The sequence below is a fragment of the Yoonia sp. SWMV100 genome, from assembly GCF_056108365.1.
In genome coordinates this window covers 118,603-140,365 of record NZ_JBWBAQ010000006.1, presented here as the reverse complement: position 1 = coordinate 140,365, position 21,763 = coordinate 118,603, and the positions used below count along the sequence as shown (strand labels likewise).

Sequence of the window (21,763 nt, the reverse complement as noted above, 5' to 3'; positions counted from 1 at the left end):
CAGCGCGGGCGAACCGCGCTGTCCTAAGGTCTTGTAAGCGATATCGCTTACTTAATCGCGTCCCAAGATGCTTGGATGTCAGCCGCTACTGCTGCTGCATCTTTGCCACCTACGAAATCAACCATACCTGTCCAGAACGACCCGGCACCAACAGCGCCCGGCATCAGGTCGGACCCGTCAAAGCGGAAAGATGTCGCGTTCAGCAAGATGTCGCCTTGGCCACGCAGGGTGTCGTCAGCATATGTCGCCGTGTTCACGCCAGAGTGTGGTGTCAAGAAGCCGCCTTGGGACATCATTGCTTCGTGGGCGACTGGCAGCTTCATGAATTCCATGAATGCATTGGTCGCGTCGGACGCAGATGTGATCGCCATCAACGTACCACCACCCAGAACTGGGTTGCCCAGTTCTTCGGATGCGAAAGACGGGAAGTAGAAGAAGTCAGCATCTTGGCCAAGTTCAGTGCCTTCTGGGAAGAACGCAGGAATGAACGACGCCTGACGGTGCATGTAGCACTGTGGAGGGCTGTCAAACATACCTTTTGGGCTTTCGCGGAAATCGGTTGTTGCAACAGCGCCCGCGCCACCAGCAACCCATGCGTCGTTACGCGCGAATTTGCCGAATGTTTCAATGGCGTTGATCACAGCAGGATCGTCAAACGCTACTTCGTTTGTGGTCCAGCCGTCGTATGTTTCCAAAGGTGCGGTACGCAGCAGGATGTCTTCAACCCAGTCGGTTGCAGGCCAGCCAGTTGCCGCACCGGAACCCAGACCGATACACCAAGGTGTGCCACCGTCTGCCACGATCTGGTCGGACAGGGCCAGCAGGTCTTCCATTGTTGTTGGCACTTCATAGCCAGCATCTTCGAAGTTTTCAGGAACGTACCAAACCAACGACTTTACGTTCACGTTGAAGAAGAAACCGTATGTTTCTTTGTCGCCGCTTGCGTTTGGATATGTGCCCAGATCAACCCATGAAGACCCAGCAGCATAGTTGTCGTTGATCCAGTCGGCAGTGCCTTCTGGCAGTGCTGTCAACAATCCACGTGACGCCATGTTTGCGGCCAGACCTGGCTGCGGGAATACAGCGATGTTTGGTGCGGAACCGGCTTCGGCGTCAATGACGATCTGCTGTTCGAAGCTGTCGGAACCAACATAGGACACTGATGCGCCTGTTGCGGCTTCAAACAAGGCGGCCATGCGCGAAAAGTTGTCAGCTTCTGCGCCCAACCATGGACCAGAAATCGTGACGCTTTGGCCTGCAAAATCATTTGCTTCGGCAAATGCGTTATAGCTGTCCCATGTGAAGTCGCCCTCACCCGGTGTGAACATTGCGTGGCCTTCGGCATGTGCCATACCCGCGGTCAATGCAATGGCTGCAACGCCTGCATAAAGTTTTGTATTCATGGATTGTCCTCCCAATTCACGCCAAGGCGGCGTGCGATCTAAAACGCACTTATCGTGCACTCACTTCCGTCACACGCTACAGGAATCATGACTTCCCAAAGCGCTTTGGATTTGCCTACACTGTGTGAACTGCGATATGAAGTCAACAGACATGCATCGGGAAAAAAAGCTTGGAATCGGACGTCAGGACGGTTACTGAAACGATTACGCAATAATTTTATGCCCAAAATACAGGCTTCCACAGCAATAATCTGACCAAATATAAAGCAACCGATCCCCCATGAACCTCAAAGAACTCTCGCAAAACCTAGGACTTAGCCAGACAACGGTCAGCCGTGCGCTGAACGGCTACCCCGAAGTGAGCGAAGCGACGCGCGATCGCGTAGAGCGTGCCGCAAAAGAGTTTCATTACCACCCCAGCACCCGCGCCAAAGGTCTAGCGACAGGTCGGGCGCTTGCGATTGGCCACGTGATCCCAGTCTCGACAAAACACGAGATGGTAAACCCCGTTTTTGGTGACTTCATCGCCGGAGCGGGTGAAACATACGCCCGCAACGGCTATGAAATGATCCTGTCGATTGTGGACGATTCCAACGAAGACCAGATCTATCGCAGCCTGAAATCCCGTCGCGCCGTCGATGGGGTGATCGTTCATGGCCCGCGGATCGACGACCCCCGGATCGCGCTTTTGCGCGGTCTTAACCTGCCCTTTGCTGTCCACGGGCACGTCACCCATTGTGACCTGCCGTATACCTATCTTGATGTGAATAATCTGGACGCCTTCAAAGAAGCGACCGATTACCTGATCCAACTTGGCCATCGGCGGATCGGCTTGGTGAATGGGCTTGAAAACATGGACTTTGCGTTTCAGCGGCGGGCGGGATACGAAAAATCCCTGCGCAACCACGGCATGCAGGTCGATGAAACCATCATGCAGTCGGGCGAAATGACCGAGGTGAACGGGTATGAAACAGCGCACCGTTTGTTGGGCGAACCCGATGCCCCCACCGCCTTTCTTTGTTCATCACTGATCAGTGCGCTTGGCGTGCGTCGCGCCATCGAAGGGCGCGGACTGGTGATGGGTCAAGACGTGTCCGTGATCACCCACGACGACATGCTATCATATTTGCAAAACGGCAACGAAACGCCGATTTTTACCGCGACCCGATCATCGGTCCGCACTGCGGGACAACAGTTGGCGCAGGTGCTTTTGGATAAAATCGAACAGCCGAACAAACCGCCGCAAAAGGTCATCCTGCAGGCCGAATTTGTGGTTGGACAATCAACGGGCCCTGCCCCCCGAAAGGAAGAAAATGGACTTTAAACGCTCTGATTTCCCGAAAGATTTTCTTTTTGGGGCCGCCACAGCCGCCTACCAGATCGAAGGCCACAAGTTTGGTGGTGCCGGGTCAACCCATTGGGATACGTTTGCGGCAACGCCCGGCAACGTTATCCGCGCCGAAGACGGTGCGCGCGCCTGTGACCACTATCACCGCTTTCCCGAAGACCTGGATCTGCTGAAAGATGCGGGGATGGATGCCTACCGGTTTTCCACATCATGGGCGCGGGTGATGCCCGACGGGCGCACCGTAAATGCCGAAGGTCTGGATTTTTACGACCGCCTGACAGACGCCATTTTAGAACGCGGGTTAAAGCCGTTTCAAACGCTTTATCACTGGGAACTGCCTTCGGCCCTAGCTGACAAAGGCGGCTGGACCAACCGCGATACCACAAAATATTTCGGTGACTTCACAGATGTCATCACCGACAAAATCGGTGACCGTATGGCCTCTATCGCCACGATCAACGAACCTTGGTGTGTCTCGTTTTTGTCGCATTTCATCGGCGCGCATGCGCCCGGCCTGCGCGACATCCGCGCCACCGCCCGCGCAATGCACCACATCATGCTGGCCCACGGCGAAGCAATGACACGCCTGCGCGCAAAAGGGATGGATAATTGCGGTATCGTCCTGAACTTTGAACACAGCCCAGCTGCCAGCAATAGCCCCGCAGACGTGAAAGCCGCCGATGTACAGGACGCGCTCTATAACCGCTGGTTCATCGAGGCTGCGACCAAAGGCACCTACCCCCAAGCCGCACTGGACGGGTTGGGCCCACATATGCCTGAAGGCTGGCAAGACGACATGGCACAAATCAGCCAACCCATTGATTTTCTTGGCGTAAACTATTACACGCGCCATGAAATTCTGGCCGACCCCGCGACCGCATGGCCCAGCCTGAAAGCCGCCGAACCCACATTGGACCTGACACAGATGGGATGGGAAATTTACCCTGCTGGCCTCAAGGCGATTCTGGTGCGCATGGCGCGTGACTACGTCGGTGACCTGCCACTCTATGTCACCGAAAATGGCATGGCATGGGATGACCACGTCGAAAACGGCGCCGTTTATGACCCCGTCCGGATGAAATACGTCAGCGACCACATCATGGCGGCCAAACACGCCATCGACGACGGTGCAAACGTCAAAGGTTTCTTCTACTGGTCACTGCTGGACAACTACGAATGGGCCTTTGGCTACGAAAAACGGTTCGGCATGGTCCATGTGGATTTCGATACATTGCAGCGAACCCCCAAAGCATCGTATCACGCCCTCAAAGCAGCCATTGCGCGTTAGGTCTATCATGAGCCATCCTAAAAACACTCTCTCTCTTGTTGCCGACATCGGCGGAACGAATACGCGCGTGGCGCTTGCCCACGGCAAAGACATTCTGCCAGAAACAATCCGCCGTTATAGCAACAGCGAATTCCCCGGACTGGAATCGGTGCTGCGGCGCTATATCGAAGACGAAGACAACGTGGACCCGATCGCCGCATGTGTGGCCGTCGCTGGCCCGGTGCGCGATGGTCAGGCAACAATGACCAACCTTGACTGGACGATCGACAAGCTGACGCTGACCCGGGCGACAAGCGCTGAAACTGTGGCCATTCTCAATGACTTACAGGCACAAGGTCATGCGCTGGGTCATATTGATCCAGCCAACATTCAAACCGTCCTTGCGGGGACGGCTGCGCCGCAAAATGCTGCCAAATTGGTGGTCGGCGTTGGCACCGGATTCAATGCCGCCCCAGTGTTTGACCTTGAACATGGACGCGTGGTCCCCCCATCAGAAAGCGGCCACGCAAACCTGCCCATCCGCAATGAAAAAGAACTGCGTCTGTGCCAGTACGTGTCAACGGCTCATGGGTTCCCCGCAGTCGAAGACGTGCTGTCAGGTCGTGGGTTGGAACGCGCTTATGGGTTCTTGGGCCACGAGGCAAACGATCCGCGTGAACTATCCGCCAAAGACATTATGGACGCCTGCGATTCTGGCAGCGACCCGCGTGCTATCGAAGCCGCGCAATTGTTCACACGCATCCTGGGCACGGTCTGCGGAAACCTGTCGTTGATCCAACTTCCGTTTGGGGGGGTCTATCTGGTTGGTGGTGTGGCGCGGGCGATTTCTGCGCATTTGACCGAATATGGTTTTGGCGATGCGTTCCGTGACAAAGGGCGATTTGCCGGATTCATGGGCAATTTTGCTGTCCATGTCGTGCACGATGACTACGCGGCATTAACCGGGTCAGCCGCACATCTGGTCAGTTTGGCCCAAGCCGGTCAAACGCGTTAAGGCGTGCCGGCCAATTGGGATTCGACTGTTTGCGTCAACGCATTCAGCGAAAACGGCTTTGCCAGAAATACAGCGTTGGCGATGCGCGATTGTTCGTCGCCAAACGCGTCCTCGGCGTAGCCCGACACAAACACAACCTTAATATGGGGCCGCGCCTCTAACGCTTGGCGGACCCAAGTCGGGCCATCCATCCCGGGCATAATGACATCTGATACAAACAGATCGACCTGCAAATCCGGGTCTTCCAGCATGGCAAGCGCGGCTTCGGCACAGTCCGCCTCTAGGACTGTATAGCCGCGCAGCTGCAAGGCCCGCGATGCAAACGCGCGCACAGGTGCCTCATCCTCGACAAGCAATACAACCCCGTCTGCAGGGCTTGTCGTCAGTTCGGGTGTCGTTGCAATTGGTGAAACCGGGGTGGAAACTGGCAGGTCGTAACTTGGGAACAAAAGCGAAAACTCGGTGCCGCTGCCAACCTCGCTATCCGCGAAGATGAAACCGCCCGTTTGTTTAACGATCCCGTACGCCGTGGACAGGCCCAACCCGGTCCCCTCGCCCGTGCGTTTGGTCGTATAAAACGGTTCGAATATCTTCGACAATTTCTCGGGAGGAATTCCGTGGCCTTCGTCGATCACTTTGACAACAACATATGCGCCTGGTGGCACCACTGCCCGGTCTTTGATCATCGGCTTGTTCAGGACCATATTTTCGGTTTCCACACGAATTTCGCCCTTTCCCAGCATCGCGTCACGTGCGTTCACGACCAAGTTCATCAAGACTTGTTCTAACTGCCGCTTGTCCGCTTTGATCTGCGCCAAAGCGGGGTCGTGGTGCAGCGTTAACGTTACTTTTTCACCAACAAGGCGGTTCAAAAGATGGGTCAAATCCGAAAGCGTATCGCGTAAATCAATGATCTCGGGCTGCAGATTTTGTTTGCGCGAAAAGGCCAGCAATTGGCCGACCAAACTCGCCGCGCGGTTGGCGTTTTGATGTATCTGTATCAAATCCCCAAAATTTTGATCACCTTCATCGTGGCGCAGCAGTAACAGGTCACAGTGACCCGAAATCGCTGTCAAAAGATTGTTAAAGTCATGGGCAACACCGCCCGCAAGCTGCCCAATCGCTTGCATCTTTTGGCTTTGCACAAATTGGGCTTCGAGTGTCTTCAGCTCTGTGACATCATTCAGCACCGCAATCAGATGCGGATCGTCCGCCCCCCCTGCGCTGTTCAGGGTCACCTGAACAAAGGTATCTTGATTGTCCCCACGTCCACGCAGGAATTGGGACACATGTCCGCCACGCCCTTCTGCGGCTTCACGCAGCCAATCTGTAATCGGGCGGCCCAATCCGTCCAGCAGATCGGCAAAGCGCGTTTTTTCGGTGCATTCGCAGCCCAAAAGATGGCGCGCCTCGCGGTTTGATGCAAGCACGTCCCCCTCCACCGACACCTTTAGCAAAGGCACGGGCAAATCTTCGATGGCGTCCCAACCCACATCCAGCCGTGTACGCGGTGCCGCCTGCGCCGCAGGCACAACAACAAGATCACGTCTACCGGCTAACCCTTTAATTTCGGCTATAAAAATTGGAACAAGGCCGTTCCCTGTGACCAGTTTATTCGGTTTACCCGCGATCACAGGGACCGTGTCAAAAGCGTCGCGCAGGCTGTTGGGATGCGTCACCATCAGATCGCGAAATGCTTTGTTTTGATGCGAAATCACGCCGTCAGACGCGACACTTAAAATTGGCAGTGCAAAGCTTTCGTTCTGAATTTCGCTTTGGCCGCCCAGCTCGTCTAGACGCCACAAAAGCTTCATCTTGCGTAGCGGTGTCACGCTCATGCGAAAATGCGCGCGGCGCGTCACGATATGTTCCTTGCGGGTCTGCGTTACGCCGTCGTCAGACATCATTCGCCGGATCATCGAGGCTGGGTCCGCCATCATATTTTCAAATATGTCGTGCAGGCTTCGTCCGTCACAATCACCGAACCGTGCCATGGCGGTAGCGTTTGTATAATAAACTTTGGCATTTTGATCCGTCACAAACGCGCTGTCAGGATCTTGATTGATCAGGTCAATTGTGGCTTGGTCGATGCCGGTTTGCAGCCAATCGGGCCGGAACAAAGCCAACCAACCAAGGACAAAAGCGATAAACGCCATGCAAATCGCGAAAAAGGGCGAAGAAACAGTGACGGCCGCTTCAAGGCACAAAAAAGACGCGCCGCCCCAGATTATCCTCGCAGGAAGGTGACGAATGCTTTTGACCAGCGGCCTTAGCGACAACGAAATTTCAGACACCGAAGATCCTCAACAAAAGCACTTTCTTGGCTTAAGCTGAATGCCTTAACCAAACCTTAACGTGAGCGAGGACGCGCATAAATGCAACTCATAGATGTTCACAGACGCCTTAAAAGACTGAGGAAAAATCCGTCACCATCCAGACTTGGCACAAGGTGATGCTGGGACAAAATCTCCCATTCTTGCTGCGCTGCACAAAACCCATTCACGATATCGTCGTTTTCTGGCCGCAGCACGGAACAGGTCGCATACGCAAGGATCCCCCCCGGCGCGACCAACGCTGCCGCGGCGGCAATCACCTCGGATTGCAGCGTCGTCAGCTTTGTCAGGTCTGATTGTGTCAACCGCCACTTGGCATCAGGTGTGCGCCGCCATGTCCCGCTTCCTGAACAAGGCGCATCGCAAAATACCACATCATAGCGGCCATTTTTGGCAAGGGCGTCCGTTTCAACGCATGAAATACTGACCTTTGCGCGGGCTGCGCGCACTGGCAAATCGGCCATCCGGCGCGATGCGATATCATGGGCGAACACGGTTGCGTCATTCAGGTCGGCAAAGCCAAGCGCCTTGCCACCCCCGCCCGCGCAATAGTCCAGGAGCCGCGCGCCGGTTTTCACGGGCACCATACCAATCGCAAATTGCGACGCCGCATCCTGCAATTCGACCAAACCATCCAGATAGGCGGCAGATGTTTTGATCCGGCGGCTGTTTTCCGTCACCACCAGACAGGTGCGAAGAGTTGGGTGCGCCACCGCCGAAATCGAATCCGCGGCGAGCGCCAAAATCGCGTCCGATGGGCTGCAACGCCGCATGTTGACACGCAGAAACACAGCTGCACGCTGCTGTTGGACCAACGCCGCCTGCGATGCTTCAGCGCCAAGGCTGTCTTGCCATATCGGCCAAAGCCATTCGGGCAGATCATGTTGTGCCGCAACGGACATCACGTCAGGCTGGTTCAGGGCCAGCGTTTCAGTGTCAGTGAGGCGTTCAGGCGCATGGCCATCGCCCGAAAAAAGCGCATCAAGAGGCAAGCCATCACGCTGGCACAGCCGGATCATCAGTTCCCGCCCCGTGCCGTCACCCAACGATCGACGGGCGCGCAGCACATCAAATACATGATCGCGTACCGCCGCACGGTCCTTTGACCCGGCAAAACGGCTTCCGCGCGCCCAAGACGTCAACGCCTGTTCGGCGGCCTGCCCATCGCGGATGGCGTTAAGGATGGAGATCGCCGCAGCAACGCGGGCACCCGGTGTCATTGAACAGACCAATCAACAAGGGCGTATGATAAGGACATAAAGGCAACTTTCTGGTGCAAGGTTTGTGTTCATATACCCGTCGCTTGCGCGCAATCAAACCCGCAACCTTTTAAATCGCAGTTGCCGCGCAATTCACGCCGGCCTTTGCCGCGTGGATCATGAAAAACCTGCATCGGTCTGGAAAATCAGGATCCGTCTTTTGCTTACGCGGTGCGATGACAGCACGTACACGGGTCGCCAAAGACGCAATCGCCGACCAGTGTGTGGGACTTTATCTATGAAACCATGTATCGACGGTCGTAAATCTGCACTTCTCCCCCACCAAAACCGGCCTGACTGGCGCGCAAACTTTAAATATCATCGCGTTAATGTTGTTCATACTAGCGGGCGCAAAACTTATCACGCGCATGCATGCAACCGCCGCCCGGAGGCGCACAGCACTGAATGATCAGCCAATCCTGCCGGGATGATGAAAATGCGGGCGCCCTGACGCTAAAGCGGCACCCGCACGAACCCCTGCCCGACACGCTTGAGGCGCGCGAATTTTTGCGGGCCCAACATATGGCATCCCGTCCAGATCAAACCATGATCAGCAACGGTGTCCAACGCCAGAATACGGCTTTTCAGCGCTGCGGCCGCATCAACATCATAGATCGAACTTGTGGTTGGGTCCGGCAGTTGCAGCGCTTCGGAATGGACGACATCACCGACGAACGCCAATTCACCTAAACGCAACCCCATGTGGCCCGGCGTATGCCCGGGCAGCGCCCAAACCGTCAGACCATCCCCCAGATCGGCACCATCTTCAACGGTGCGGGTATTTTTGGACGCGGCCAACAACTGGCCCGCGGCCACATCCGTGCCCGCCCAGTGTGCCGCCTCATCGACATGCAAGATGATCTCGGCGTTTGGAAAAACCAATCCGTCGTGATCCATCGCACCGCCGCAATGATCGTTGTGCAGATGCGTAAAGACAATCTGCGACACATCGGCAGGCGCAATATCAAGCCCGTCCAACAAGGCGCGCATCTGCCCACCTGCCGAGACAACTTTGGTCCCGAACCCGGTGTCGATCATCTTAACCCGGCCATCGGGAAACTGCAGGACGTAACAGTTAAAATTGGTCTGGATCTCCGACAACCCTGCATCTGACAATCGCGTCGCCCGCAGCGCATCATCGACGGAAGGAAAAATTTTCGCAGGAAAATTCGCCCCGCCGTCCTTCAGGCACATGACGCTGATTTGCCCCACCTGATACCGTGACACCCCGTCCATCAGCCGACCCGGTAGTTCGGGCTTTCGCGGGTGATCTGCACGTCATGCACATGGCTTTCCTTCAGACCGGCGCCAGTGATTTTCACGAACGCGCAGTTTGTGCGCATCTCTGGGATCGTCGCATTGCCCGTGTATCCCATCGCTGCACGCAAACCGCCCACCAACTGATGAACCACCGCATGTGCAGACCCTTTGTATGGCACCTGACCTTCGATGCCTTCCGGGACCAATTTGTCGCTGGCGGCTTCTTTTTGGAAATAACGATCGGCAGATCCGCTGGCCATCGCGCCAAGGCTGCCCATGCCACGGTAGGACTTGAAAGACCGGCCTTGGTACAAAATCACTTCGCCCGGGCTTTCGTCTGTGCCTGCGATCATTGACCCGACCATCGCACAGGACGCGCCTGCCGCAATCGCCTTGGCAAAATCGCCCGAGAACTTGATGCCACCATCGGCAATCACCGGAATATCACCCGCGGCAATCGCGCAATCCATAATGGCGGTCAGTTGCGGCACACCGACACCGGCGACCATACGGGTGGTACAGATTGACCCGGGGCCAATCCCGACCTTCACGGCATCCGCACCTGATCCAATCAGCGCACGCGCCGCTTCGCCTGTCGCGATATTGCCCGCGACTACCTGCAATTCATTCGACAGCATTTTTGCGCGCTCAACGGCCCGCGCCACCCCTTCAGAGTGACCGTGCGCCGTGTCAATCACGATCATATCAACGCCCGCCTCGACCAGCGCTTGCGTCCGCTCATAACCCGCGTCGCCCACGCCAGAGGCAGCTGCAACCCGCAACCGGCCCAAACTGTCTTTGCAGGCAATCGGGTTCAGAACAGCCTGTTCGCTATCCTTCAATGTCAACAGCCCTGTCAGCTTGCCACCTTTGTCAGTGATCAACAGCTTTTCAATCCGGCGCGCCTGCATCAATGACCGCGCCTCGTCCAAATCGGCAGGTTCTTGCAGAATGGCAAGGTCTTTGGTTGTCATCATCACGCTGACCGGGGTCGCGTCATCTTGGGCAAAGCGCATGTCACGGTTGGTGACAATTCCGACAATCTTGCCGTTCGCATCGACGACGGGAAACCCGGTGATGCGGTAACGTTCCATCAGGGCCTTGGCATCCGCCAAAGTTTGTTCCGGGCGCAACGTGACCGGGTTATACACTGTGCCTGATACAAACCGTTTCACCCGGCGAACTTCTTCGGCTTGCTGCGCGATGTTCAGGTTTTTGTGGATCACGCCCATGCCGCCAGCTTGGGCCATGGCGATCGCCATCCGGCCTTCTGTCACTGTGTCCATCGCGCTGGATAGCAACGGAATGTTCAGGCTGATCGCCTTGGTCACATGCGTGCGTGTATCGGCCGTTGACGGCAGCACACTTGATGCGGCCGGCACCAGTAAAACATCATCAAAGGTAAGCGCCTCGCGAATCTCCATCAACCGTCTCCTTGGGTGGCATCGTTGGCACTGCGCTATTGCATGGATACGGCGCACAAGAAAGACCTTGGGGGGATTTATCTTTACCGATACGCAATCTCGGCATAATACCCTGCGATGAGAAGGTCGCACTCAGCGCCGAAAAAACTGCAGGTGCCAAGTGATTATCAGAGACTACGTCAAAACGTCGTTGCAAATTATTAAGACAAACGGGTTGCACGGAACCTCAAGCCGCGTGCCGACCGGCTATCACCGCGGATACGAGGCACTTGGCGACGACTTTCCGCATGCGGTACGGCGATCTTGTGCGGTCTATGAACGGTTTCATGGTCGGCTACCCAACCTTCTTGCGCCATCCTCGTTCACTGAAAAGCAACTTCTGTTCAAGTTTTTCGCGCCGATCCCCCTATGTGCAACCTCCGATAAACTCGGTGCGCGCAAGTACCTTCCGTCCAAAGGAGCGCCAGCGGTGAAAACCCCGCGGGTGATTTGGGAAAGTAAGCGCGCAGAGCTTCCATCAAATGATGACATCCCGGCTGGTCGATACTGGTTTAAATCCAACCATGGTGCGGGAACCAATATGCCCGTCAATTTCCCGATCGATCAGGAAACACGGACAAAGCTTGAAGCAACAGCCGAAACCTGGCTGACAAAAATCCATGATCGCAGGCTTGGCCTTTGGTGGTACGAATTCTTTGAAAGGCGCATCTTTCTAGAAGAGGATCTATCGGAAAGCGGCGTTTCCGCTGATGACTGGAAATTCTTTGTCTGCAATGGCAAAGTCATCCTTATTCAAAATGACCGTGATCGTCACACACGCCACATCCAGACGATCTATGACCGCGATACCCAAAAACTGGATGTCGAGCTGTATTTCAAAGGCGGTTCCGCTGTGCAAATGCCGCCACAAATCGACCAGATGATCGCTGTCGCCGAGGAAATAGGAAAGTCGTTCGACTTTATCCGCGTCGATCTTTTCTTGTGCCGCGATGAAATATATATGGGCGAAATCGGTCTTGTCCCGAACGGTGGCGCCGCCAGAACAAGGGAACCATTCCCCGACTACCTATTGGGGTTTCACTGGCATGCGCCGTGGATGGGGCCAAAAGATAAAACGGATCTGACCTTCTACAAAAACACGCGCGCGCGCAAGCTCTATGACAAAATGCCCAAAGATACCCGGCCCACACAATTATTTCGTGTCCAGTGGTGAACCCGGTCAGCGTCACGTCACCAATTGGTGAGGCACCATAGAAACGTGATCACGTTACTGCAGGGTTTCAGCGGCGAAAAGACTATCCAGAAAATAACCTGACAGTTCCACCCGCCCCGATAGCCCGGCCTTTCGATAGATTGACTGTTCCCTTACGCGGATCATCGCTTCGGATGCCTGTTGATCCAGTGCGATTTCCTTTACCGACGCCCCCTTTAGCAGCAATTCCGCGACGTTCATTTCCTGCGCCGTCAGGCCCCAATCGCGAAACTCTAGGGCGATGGCTTCGCTGATCGCCGCGATTTCTTGCGACCGGGCGGCGCGCCAATCCGCGCCCTTGTTGTTATTGCGCGCCATAAAATCACGTAAGGCTTGACTGTCTTGGCGCAGATCCACCACCCGCTGCATCGACCAGGCAACAGCCACAACCATCAAAACCAACGCCACGGTTTGGGCAATATCCAAGCCGATATCAACGGGATCCCATGGCGGCGTCTAGCGAATAATATCGAGCGCACAAACAAGAACGAACGCCAGCGCCGGCAGGGCAATGTAAACCAATGGTCGCTTCATCACAGGGTCCAGTATTCAGTCGACTACGCCTAAGTAGAATAGCGGCCGTCAAGGTACACGCGGAAAATTCCGATCACCCCCACGATATGGCGTAAAATTGCCGCCAAAACCGCACCCGCGCGTCAGTCCTTCGCCGCAGCGTGTCGCATGGCGTTTGATCCAACTGCGGTTTTCAAAACCCATAGTGCGACAAACGACCGCTTTACAAAAACAACGCGTGAATTCAGGGACGGTGCGCGCGCAGGGCTTCGGGAACGGCTATGACCAGCAACGCAACTGCGGCCATCACAAACAGCCAGCTTGCGACAAGTTGAAACAAGAGCGCCCCGCAGACGCCCCCGATTGCAAAGCTAGCAAGGGTCAAGGTGTGAAGTTTCAGTTTCGGCATCGCATCCTGTCGCGCCTTTGTATCACCGACCAGCGCGGCCAGTTCAATTGCGATGTCAGTTGCCATGCCCGAGACATGCGTTGTGCGCACGCGCGCCTTTGAAATCATCGTCGTAACCGCGTTTAGAAGACCCATCACAAAACTGAGAACAATCACCAAAAATGTCTCATCGGGCTGGAAAAGTGACAAAGTAAGCGTCATGCCTAGCATCAAAAGTATTCCCGCCTCAGCGGTAATTGCGATGGCGTAGATGGACCGAAGCCGCCTTCTTTCGCCGGTTTGTATCGCGAGGGCGGCAAGGCCTGCCCCGCACACAAACGCTGCCACCAGCCCGATGAACGAAAAAGAGACAAAGATCGCGCCATTCGCGATGTTGTCCGCAAAGGCCGAAATGTTACCCGTCATATTCGCCGTAAACGATCCCGCAATCAAGAATCCGACGGCGTTTAATGCACCCGCTATTGATGACAAAAGTCCTGCCAGAACCAGATCAATGTTTGCGGTGCGGTCGTCACCAACTTTGATTAACATTGTGGTTCCTGTTCAATTTCCAGTGTCAAAATTGGCATTGTCGGTCGGTCGCTCAAACGAAAAAAGTGTTCCACAAACTTCCCTGTGGTCACCTGCATAAAACACCGGGATTGGCGCTGAAACAAATCCTGTTTAACTTTCAGGGGTGTCGCGGGATTTTTTCTGGCTATCTGGTGTTAGCAGACATTCATAGCTGATGCAGCATCCTTGGGTGTGGCGCGTCGACGCCATGCCGCTTCACATAATGATTATGACGGGTTCGGACCTTCCATTCGCCGCCAAGCAGGGTATCTATGCGCAAACAGCACAAGGCCGCGTTCATGAGCACCGATCCTCTGGTTATTTTTACTCCCTCTGGCAAACGCGGGCGGTTTCCCGTCGGCACCCCGGTTCTGACCGCGGCGCGGCAGCTTGGCGTCGATCTGGACAGCGTTTGCGGTGGCCGTGGCATTTGTTCGAAGTGTCAGATCACGCCGTCCTATGGTGAATTTTCCAAGCACGGGGTGAGCGTCGCCAATGATGCGCTGTCGGAATGGAACAGCGTTGAACAGCGGTACGACGACATTCGCGGTCTTAAAAAAGGGCGGCGTCTGGGCTGTCAGGCGACAGTGCAAAAAGACGTGGTGATCGACGTCCCCGCCGAAAGCCAGGTGCATAAACAAGTCGTGCGCAAACGCGCAGAGGCCCGCGAAATCGTGATGAACCCCTCCACCCGGCTTTATTACGTCGAAGTTGCCGAACCCGACATGCATGATCCGTCGGGCGATCTGGAACGGCTGATCATCGCATTGCGCCGCGACTGGGACCTGCCCGCGCTTGAGGCGGACCTTGGCGTGCTGCAAACCTTGCAAAAAGCCTTGCGCAAAGGCGACTGGAAAGTCACGGTTGCGATCCATCTGGGCGACGCCGTTTTCAGCCCGCGCATCATCCACATCTGGCCGGGCTTCTATGACGGTGCGCTTTACGGGCTTGCCGTCGATCTGGGGTCCACCACAATCGCCGCGCACCTGTGTGACCTGCATACCGGCGATGTCGTCGCATCATCGGGCATCATGAACCCGCAAATCCGCTTTGGCGAAGACCTGATGAGCCGGGTCAGCTATGGCATGATGAACCCGACCGGATCGTCGGAAATGACAGCTGCGGTCCGTGAAGGCATGAATGCACTGTTTGTTCAAATCGCAAGCGAAGCCAAGATTGACCCAACCTTGATTGTTGACGCGGTATTTGTATGCAACCCTGTCATGCACCACCTGTTCTTGGGGATCGACGCATATGAACTGGGGCAAGCCCCCTTTGCCTTGGCGACATCCAACAGCCTGTCGTTGCGCGGCGCTGATCTGGACCTGCACCTGCACCCTGCCGCACGCGTCTATATCCTGCCCTGCATTGCCGGGCACGTTGGCGCCGACGCCGCCGCCGTTGCACTGTCAGAGGCCCCTGATAAATCCGACGATCTGATGCTGGTCGTGGATGTGGGCACAAACGCTGAAATCCTGCTCGGGAACCGCGAAAAAGTACTGGCCTGTTCTTCCCCCACCGGCCCTGCGTTTGAAGGCGCGCAAATCAGCAGCGGGCAGCGGGCAGCGCCCGGCGCAATTGAACACGTCGCAATCGACCCGGTCACCAAATTACCCCGCTTTCAGGTCATCGGGTCCGATCTTTGGTCTGACCAAGACGGGTTCGATGCCGCCATCGCGCAAACCGGCATCACCGGCATTTGCGGGTCAGGCATTATCGAAGTCGTCGCTGAAATGCGCATGGCTGGCATCGTTGACGCGCCGGGCCTGATCGGATCGGCTGAACAAACCGGGTCGCCTAATTGTTTTGCGGACGGGCGCACGAACTCTTATCTGCTGTATGACGGGACTGCCGCTGGGGGTCCGAAAATTACGGTGACCAACACCGACATCCGGCAAATCCAAATGGCCAAAGCCGCGCTGTATTCCGGCGCGCGCCTGCTCATGGATAAATTTGGTGTCGACAAGGTGGACCGGATCGTACTGGCCGGCGCCTTTGGTGCCCATATCAGCCCCAAACACGCGATGGTGCTGGGCATGATCCCCGACGCACCATTGGACAAAGTGACCAGCGCCGGCAACGCCGCAGGCACCGGGGCGCGGATTGCGCTGCTGAACACCGACGCACGGCGCGAAATCGAAGAAACAGTGCGCAACATCCACAAAATCGAAACCGCAATTGAACCCCGGTTTCAGGAACATTTTGTCAATGCGTCCGCCATGCCCAACGCGGTCGAACCGTTTCCGATCCTGAACAGCATCGTGACGCTGCCCGATGTGAATCACAATACAGGCGGTTCGCGTGGTGGTGACGGCAGCGGGCGGCGGCGGCGGCGGGGATAAGCAACTAAAAGGCGACTTTTGCTGACTTAAACATCCCATTTTGCGTTTTTTGGTCTGAAGCTATGGACGCGGTTAGACCACGTCGATAACTTTAGGCCAACAGAGCAGAAGGTATATATTTTGAGCGCCCAACTTAAGTCGATTAGCACCATCCTGAACGCCGCAAAAGATGCGGTCAAAGCCGACGTCACAGTCAAGCTTTGGGATGGGACCACAATAGCGTACAACCGCAGCGATGCGCCAAACATCGAGGTGGTCATCAACTCTGCGGACGCGATCCGTCAAATCCTGTTGAAACCGAATATCGCGACCGTTTTCGGCCTGTACGGAAGCGGCGGCATCAGCATCACCGACGCGTCGCCATTGCAACTGCTCAAGGCCACGGATCACGTCAGTATCCTGAAGTTTTTCAAATCCTACTCTCGGGCGAAGCTTGTCAAAGCCTTGGCGCCATTCTTGTTCAAAGAAGGCGCGAAATTCTCGCCGCGCGCTTTTTTGGATCGTCTGCAAAAAGGCAAAAGAGATGACAAAGCGATGATCGCTTTTCACTACGATGTCTCGAATGATTTTTACAAACTCTTCCTTGATCGCGGCATGGTCTATAGCTGCGCCTACTTCAAGGATTGGGACAACGACATCGACCAAGCACAGATTGACAAACTCGACCACATTTGTCGCAAGCTGCGGCTGAAACCCGGCGAACAGATGCTTGACGTTGGATGCGGTTGGGGCAGCCTGGCCTGTCATGCTGCCGAATTTTACGGCGTGACGGTCAAGGGCGTGACCCTGTCTGAAACCCAATTCGCGTTGGTCAACGAACGCATTCAGCAACGCGGCTTGGCCGACAAAGTCACCGTCGAACTCAAGGACTTCCGTGACCTGAGTGAGGTCGATCACTTTGATAAGATCTCGATGATCGAGATGTTTGAACACATTGGTGCTGATAACTACGACAGCTACTACAAGAACATCCACCGGATGCTAAAGCCCGGCGGGCTGTGTTTGCATCAGGCGTCCACACGGCGGGTCACACCGCATCTGGCCGACTTTGATCGCCCCACTGGCTACCAAAAAACGATCACAAAATACATCTTCCCCGGCGGTGAATTGGATCATATCGGCCGTACAATCACAGATTTTGAACGGCACGGTTTCGAGGTGCACGACACAGAGTCGCTGCGCGAGCATTTCCGTCTGACGCTGGTCCACTGGCACGACAAGCTGTGGGAAAACCGCGTCGAAGCTGAAGAACTGGTGGGCGACGAACTGGTGCGCCTCTGGCTGGCTTATTTTGCGCTATTCGAGGTGGGTTTCGACAGAAACGTGGTGAATTTGTATCAAACACTGTCGTCCAAACGGCGCCTTGGTGTCACCGGGCCACCCGCCACGCGTGCTGACATTTACGCCGAAACGTAAAGCATCCTGTATCAAACATGGCGCCGCGCAGCCATTTATAAACATGACGGAGCGATGCCATGTTTGATACGCAACCAACGCTGACCAGCGCGACACTGACGCTGCGTGCGCTGGCCATGACCGATTTTGACGGGCTGTACCGTGCGGCATCTGACCCGGAAACCTGGGCAGGACACCCCGCATCCGACCGGCACGAAAAGGCGGTGTTCGAACCCTACTTTAGCAGCTTGCTTGCCAGCCGCGCGACACTCGCCATTATTGACAACACGTCAGGTGATATCATTGGGTGTTCGCGGTATTACACGGCACCTGACCGTCCGGGCACCATCGCTATCGGCTACACATTTTTGGACCGTGCCTACTGGGGTGGTGCGACAAATTTTGCCCTGAAGACCCTGATGCACGACCACGCCTTCGGGACGTTCCCCGAGATCTGGTTCCACATCGCACCCAGCAATATCCGATCACAAAAAGCCACCGCCAAACTTGGCGCGCGCTTTTTCGAAGACGCGATACTTGATTTGGGTGGCGGGCCAGCACCATGGCAGGTCTTTCGGCTCTCGGCTGCGGACTGGCAAGCGCGACAGCGCCACGGCCCTAAATGAGGCAAAAACAATCGTCGTATGAAAATTTTCCACTGCGGCATTCTGCGGGCAGATTCATCGGTTGACGCCTCCAAAATCCCCGCGTAAATCAATCCATGTTGCGGGTATGGTGAAAAGGTATCACGAAAGCTTCCCAAGCTTCAGTTACGGGTTCGATTCCCGTTACCCGCTCCAATATTCCCCAACATGAAAGAGGCCCCGATGCCCGATATTACCCGCAAGCATACAAACGCCCGGATGAGCCAATTGGTGATCCATAATGGGATTGCCTATCTGGCTGGCCAGGTTGGCACCGCAGGCGCCTCTGTCACCGATCAAACCAAGGCAATTCTGGATCAGATCGACACGCTTCTTGCTGAAGCAGGTACCGATAAAACCAACATGCTGACCGCGCAAATCTGGCTGTCGGATATTGGCACGCAATTCGCAGATATGAACGCGGCGTGGGATGCCTGGGTGCCTGCGGGTCAGGCCCCGGCACGCTGGACAGGCGAAGCCAAACTGGCCACACCGGACTATGACGTCGAAATCATCGTGACAGCGGCGATCTGACGCTGGCTTGTGATTGAACCACCTAAACGACGAACATCCCATAGAGCCCTGCCACTGCAATTGGCAGGCTCATTGGCAAAATCTGGCGGGACAAGATAGCCCATTTGCTCGTCTCTGATCCGACTGCCTTGCGCAAAAGCATAATCAACGGAAACCCCAGCAACACGACGGCCAGGAACAGCCCAAGCGATCCAAGCGCGTTGTGGGTCGGGACCAACAACGCTGTTCCAGCCATCAGCTTTACCGCACCAGCACCAATCCCACCTGCGGCAAACAACACCAGCCCCAACACAAATACCAAAATACCTTGCCCCAACTGCCATCCGAAGGCGGCAGGTGTTTCCGACAACGCGATCTGCGCGATAAACAGCACGATTGGGATCAGCGTCAGCCAGTTCGGTGTTTTGGCTGTGCGCAGATCAATGATCACAGCAACGATTAAAACCGCGGCCATCGCGTAAGGGATATAGTAGGCAATCATCGGCTGTTTCCTTTGTCTAACACTTTCGCAACTATGACAAAATCATCGCCGGCTAAACACCATTCTTTTGCAAAAAACCGACAAGTGCGGCAGTTGAGCCATCTTTCCCTTCGGTGTCTTGCTTCCCCTCCACCACGGGTTGCAGCGCAGTGGCAAGTTCCTTGCCCAGTTCCACACCCCATTGGTCATAAGAGTTGATACCTAAAACCACGCCTTCCACGAACACCCGGTGCTCATAGAGCGCAATAATTTGCCCCAACATAAACGGGTCAAGCAGTGGATAGGCGATCGTGACCGACGGACGGTTACCGGGGAAAACACGGTGCTTGGCTTGCCGTTCAAGTTCAGGACCGCTGAATTTATCAGCCACCTTCGCACGTGCCGTGTCCAGATCGCGCCCTGCCATCAGCGCCTCGGATTGGGCCAGACAGTTCGCAACCAGAAGTTGGTGTTGATGATGCAACCCGTCTTCATGCCCGCGGGCCGCGACCAGAAACTCGCACGGGATCACCCGCGTGCCCTGATGGATCAGCTGATAAAACGCGTGCTGCCCGTTTGTGCCGGGCTCTCCCCAGACGACGGGTCCAGAATTTACCGTCATATCTGCGCCATCCATGCTGACGCCTTTGCCGTTACTCTCCATCTCCAACTGTTGAAGATAGGCAGGTAAGCGACTGAGAAGATTATCATAAGGCAACACTGCACGGGTGGCGTAACCGCAAATCTGGTTATGCCAAATGCCCACCAGTGCAAGCAGCGCGGGCAGGTTGTCTTGCCATTCCGCCGTCTTGAAATGGACATCCATCGCCTGCCCCCCCCGCAGAAACGCGCGGAACGCCTGCGGGCCAATGGCGATCATCAGTGACAAACCAATCGGTCCCCACATCGAATAGCGGCCACCGACCCAGTCTTCAAACCCAAACACCCGGCTGGGATGAATCCCGAAGGCTGCTGTTTTGTCGGCCGCCGTCGACAGCGCGGCAAACTGCGCGCCCGTGTCCGCCACGCTTTGCCCCATCCATGCCTGTGCAGTACGGGCGTTGGTCATGGTTTCAATCGTGGTAAATGTCTTTGACGCCACGATGACCAGTGTGGTCGCCGGATCACATTGGCGCATGACGCCCGCAATATCTGCCGCGTCTACGTTGCTGACAAAATGACAGCGGGGACCATCGTGATAAGGTGCCAGCGCCTTTACGGCCATCGCGGGGCCAAGGTCAGACCCGCCAATACCAATATTGATGACATCGGTGATCTTGCCGCCCTGCCCCATAAAACGACCGTCGCGCACGGCGCTGGCGAAATCGGCCATCCGGTCCAAGGTGTCTTTGATGCCGGGCATCACATCGGCCCCGTCAACCATCACCGGACCGCCGTCCAGATTGCGCAGGGCCGTGTGCAGCACCGCGCGGCCTTCGGTTTCATTGATCGCAGCACCCGCAAACATCGCATCACGCTTCGCCGCAACGCCTGTGTTTTCCAGCAAATCAATCAAAAGCGCGCGACCGTCTGCATCAATATTTGTCTTGGCATAATCGAACAACATATCGCCCGCTTGTGCCGAAAAATCAGCGGCGCGCGCAGCATCGACCAAGGTTTCGAAACGACGATCGGCAACAGTCGCATGATGGTTTTTCAGGGTCGTCCACATCTTATTTCTCCGCCCAATGTACAGTGGCACCGTTCAAAATCGCCGCAACGGGCGCCTCTGCGGCAGAAAGTGTTTTCGACCGTTCCAGCGCTGCACGTTTTTCCGACCCGATAATCACGATATGGCGGTGCATCGCCGCATTCAGCACTTTTGCCGACAGTGTGATGCGGGGTTCTGGCGCGCCGGGGGCGCGCATCGCGACAAGCAAGTCGTCGCCGTTCAAGGCAAGGTCCAACTGATCCGCACCGGGGAAAATCGATGCGGTGTGCATATCTGCACCCATCCCCAATAAAGCCACCGTCAGCGGCAAAACCCGGGCCAGATCGCTGGCCAGCGCTGGCAGTTTTTCTTCTGGGGTCTCGGCGGGCGCATAAAGCGGCACGTAATTGGCCTGCGCCGCGTGGTTCACCAGCAGCCGCTGCCGCAAAAGACGGGTGTTCGATCTCTCGGACTCTTCGGGGACCCAGCGTTCATCGGTCAAGATCACATGCACGCGGGACCAATCCAAATTGACAGCACATAAGCTGTCAAAAATCGGCCCCGGCGTTGTACCACCCGGCACCGCCAATGACGCGGTGTCATTGCTGTTTAACGCCCCCTTTAATTCCTTGGCCAACGTATCGGCCAAGTCCATCATCATCATTTCCGCGTCGGGATATTCCAGCAACTTCATGAGCGGGC

The 21,763-nt window shown here is 55.9% G+C and carries 18 protein-coding genes and 1 tRNA gene; 9 read left to right on the top strand and 10 right to left on the bottom strand.

Annotated features, from left to right (window positions below; translation table 11 throughout):
* Positions 1 to 47 precede the first annotated feature (47 nt).
* A complete protein-coding gene (locus tag ACXJGX_RS13970; protein ID WP_474782719.1) occupies positions 48 to 1,403 on the bottom strand; it encodes an ABC transporter substrate-binding protein in 1,356 nt (451 codons plus the stop codon).
* 280 nt (positions 1,404 to 1,683) lie between these two features.
* On the opposite strand from ACXJGX_RS13970, the gene ACXJGX_RS13965 reads away from it, so the two are divergent.
* Genes ACXJGX_RS13965 through ACXJGX_RS13955 form a run of 3 tightly spaced genes read left to right on the top strand, consistent with a single transcriptional unit; the run spans position 1,684 to position 5,033 of the window.
* Positions 1,684 to 2,727: a LacI family DNA-binding transcriptional regulator gene (locus ACXJGX_RS13965; RefSeq protein ID WP_474782717.1), complete on the top strand. Its 1,044-nt coding sequence runs from the start codon at positions 1,684 to 1,686 to the stop codon at positions 2,725 to 2,727.
* Complete coding sequence (locus ACXJGX_RS13960) at positions 2,717 to 4,039, top strand: GH1 family beta-glucosidase (RefSeq protein ID WP_474782715.1); 1,323 nt, start codon at positions 2,717 to 2,719, stop codon at positions 4,037 to 4,039. Before ACXJGX_RS13965 ends, ACXJGX_RS13960 begins: the two co-directional genes overlap by 11 nt.
* A gap of 7 nt (positions 4,040 to 4,046) precedes the next feature.
* The gene (locus ACXJGX_RS13955) at positions 4,047 to 5,033 is read left to right on the top strand and encodes a glucokinase (RefSeq protein WP_474782713.1); all 987 of its coding nucleotides are present in this window, start codon (positions 4,047 to 4,049) and stop codon (positions 5,031 to 5,033) included.
* Here the strand turns inward: ACXJGX_RS13955 and ACXJGX_RS13950 are convergent.
* The 4 genes from ACXJGX_RS13950 to guaB all read right to left on the bottom strand — a co-directional run bounded on the left by ACXJGX_RS13950 (position 5,030) and on the right by guaB (position 11,309).
* A complete protein-coding gene (locus ACXJGX_RS13950; RefSeq protein ID WP_474782711.1) occupies positions 5,030 to 7,189 on the bottom strand; it encodes an ATP-binding protein in 2,160 nt (719 codons plus the stop codon). The genes ACXJGX_RS13955 and ACXJGX_RS13950 overlap by 4 nt on opposite strands.
* Positions 7,190 to 7,425: 236 nt before the next feature.
* Positions 7,426 to 8,586: an RsmB/NOP family class I SAM-dependent RNA methyltransferase gene (locus ACXJGX_RS13945; RefSeq protein WP_474782709.1), complete on the bottom strand. Its 1,161-nt coding sequence runs from the start codon at positions 8,584 to 8,586 to the stop codon at positions 7,426 to 7,428.
* Between the two features lie 492 nt (positions 8,587 to 9,078).
* Positions 9,079 to 9,861 carry an MBL fold metallo-hydrolase gene (locus ACXJGX_RS13940; protein WP_474782707.1) on the bottom strand — a complete coding sequence of 261 codons (783 nt, stop codon included), beginning with the start codon at positions 9,859 to 9,861 and terminating at the stop codon, positions 9,079 to 9,081.
* Entirely contained in the window at positions 9,861 to 11,309 is a 1,449-nt protein-coding gene (gene guaB / locus ACXJGX_RS13935; protein WP_474782705.1) for an IMP dehydrogenase, read from the bottom strand. The genes ACXJGX_RS13940 and guaB overlap by 1 nt, the downstream gene beginning before the upstream one ends.
* Before the next feature lie 160 nt (positions 11,310 to 11,469).
* Here guaB and ACXJGX_RS13930 point away from each other — a divergent pair, with 160 nt between their 5' ends.
* Complete coding sequence (locus tag ACXJGX_RS13930; protein ID WP_474782703.1) at positions 11,470 to 12,522, top strand: ATP-grasp fold amidoligase family protein; 1,053 nt, start codon at positions 11,470 to 11,472, stop codon at positions 12,520 to 12,522.
* Positions 12,523 to 12,576: 54 nt separating this feature from the next.
* Here ACXJGX_RS13930 and ACXJGX_RS13925 read toward each other — a convergent pair whose 3' ends face one another.
* Both ACXJGX_RS13925 and ACXJGX_RS13920 read right to left on the bottom strand, forming a co-directional pair.
* Positions 12,577 to 12,987, bottom strand: a complete 411-nt coding sequence (locus tag ACXJGX_RS13925) for a helix-turn-helix transcriptional regulator (RefSeq protein ID WP_474782701.1) — start codon at positions 12,985 to 12,987, stop codon at positions 12,577 to 12,579.
* A gap of 331 nt (positions 12,988 to 13,318) precedes the next feature.
* Positions 13,319 to 14,014 (bottom strand): YoaK family protein, encoded by a 696-nt coding sequence (locus tag ACXJGX_RS13920; protein ID WP_474782699.1) that lies wholly within the window; start codon positions 14,012 to 14,014, stop codon positions 13,319 to 13,321.
* 320 nt (positions 14,015 to 14,334) lie between these two features.
* Between ACXJGX_RS13920 and ACXJGX_RS13915 the strand changes: the two genes are divergently transcribed.
* From ACXJGX_RS13915 to ACXJGX_RS13895, 5 genes are all read left to right on the top strand, one after another.
* The gene (locus ACXJGX_RS13915; RefSeq protein WP_474782697.1) at positions 14,335 to 16,377 is read left to right on the top strand and encodes an ASKHA domain-containing protein; all 2,043 of its coding nucleotides are present in this window, start codon (positions 14,335 to 14,337) and stop codon (positions 16,375 to 16,377) included.
* Positions 16,378 to 16,497: 120 nt separating this feature from the next.
* Positions 16,498 to 17,793 carry a class I SAM-dependent methyltransferase gene (locus ACXJGX_RS13910; RefSeq protein ID WP_474782695.1) on the top strand — a complete coding sequence of 432 codons (1,296 nt, stop codon included), beginning with the start codon at positions 16,498 to 16,500 and terminating at the stop codon, positions 17,791 to 17,793.
* Between the two features lie 59 nt (positions 17,794 to 17,852).
* Positions 17,853 to 18,398 carry a GNAT family N-acetyltransferase gene (locus tag ACXJGX_RS13905; protein ID WP_474782693.1) on the top strand — a complete coding sequence of 182 codons (546 nt, stop codon included), beginning with the start codon at positions 17,853 to 17,855 and terminating at the stop codon, positions 18,396 to 18,398.
* Between the two features lie 100 nt (positions 18,399 to 18,498).
* Positions 18,499 to 18,572, top strand: a tRNA-Gly gene (locus tag ACXJGX_RS13900).
* A gap of 27 nt (positions 18,573 to 18,599) precedes the next feature.
* A complete protein-coding gene (locus ACXJGX_RS13895) occupies positions 18,600 to 18,950 on the top strand; it encodes a RidA family protein (RefSeq protein ID WP_474782691.1) in 351 nt (116 codons plus the stop codon).
* Positions 18,951 to 18,972: 22 nt separating this feature from the next.
* Here ACXJGX_RS13895 and ACXJGX_RS13890 read toward each other — a convergent pair whose 3' ends face one another.
* The 3 genes from ACXJGX_RS13890 to pgl are packed head-to-tail and all read right to left on the bottom strand — an operon-like array spanning position 18,973 to position 21,755.
* A complete protein-coding gene (locus ACXJGX_RS13890) occupies positions 18,973 to 19,431 on the bottom strand; it encodes a prepilin peptidase (protein ID WP_474782689.1) in 459 nt (152 codons plus the stop codon).
* 52 nt (positions 19,432 to 19,483) lie between these two features.
* The gene (gene pgi / locus ACXJGX_RS13885) at positions 19,484 to 21,082 is read right to left on the bottom strand and encodes a glucose-6-phosphate isomerase (RefSeq protein WP_474782687.1); all 1,599 of its coding nucleotides are present in this window, start codon (positions 21,080 to 21,082) and stop codon (positions 19,484 to 19,486) included.
* A 1-nt stretch (position 21,083) separates the two neighbouring features.
* On the bottom strand, positions 21,084 to 21,755 hold the full coding sequence (gene pgl / locus ACXJGX_RS13880; protein ID WP_474782685.1) for a 6-phosphogluconolactonase: 672 nt from the start codon (positions 21,753 to 21,755) through the stop codon (positions 21,084 to 21,086).
* Between the last annotated feature and the right edge of the window lie 8 nt (positions 21,756 to 21,763).